Source organism: Bartonella sp. MR168JLCBS, assembly GCF_042194175.1.
The window spans coordinates 1-278 of record NZ_JBHIMP010000499.1; the positions used below are offsets into that span (position 1 = coordinate 1).

General features: G+C 38.1%; 1 pseudogene. It reads right to left on the reverse strand.

Going from position 1 to position 278, the window contains the following annotated elements:
* A pseudogene (locus tag ACFIK8_RS12240) lies at positions 1 to 213 on the reverse strand (diaminopimelate decarboxylase); the annotation flags it as partial.
* Between the last annotated feature and the right edge of the window lie 65 nt (positions 214 to 278).

Consider the following 278-nt stretch of genomic DNA (forward strand, 5'->3'; position numbering starts at 1 on the left):
TAAAAGTTGTAACACTGCCTGATTGGAATTAGCCTTCACGGCATAAGCAATCAAACTAGGCATATCTCGAAAAGCGTTTTGATAATCTTTAAAACGTGTAACCAGCGCATTAGCCGAATAACAATAAAAAGGAGTTCCGACATCCTGCGCCAATGCAGAAAGAGAAAGACCTTCAGCATGAAGGACACCCTGATTATAAGAAAAAAAATGCATAAAAACCTCTAGTGTATCAACCGATCGAGAATAAAAGGCTTATCTACTTTGTTTTTGGCAACAGA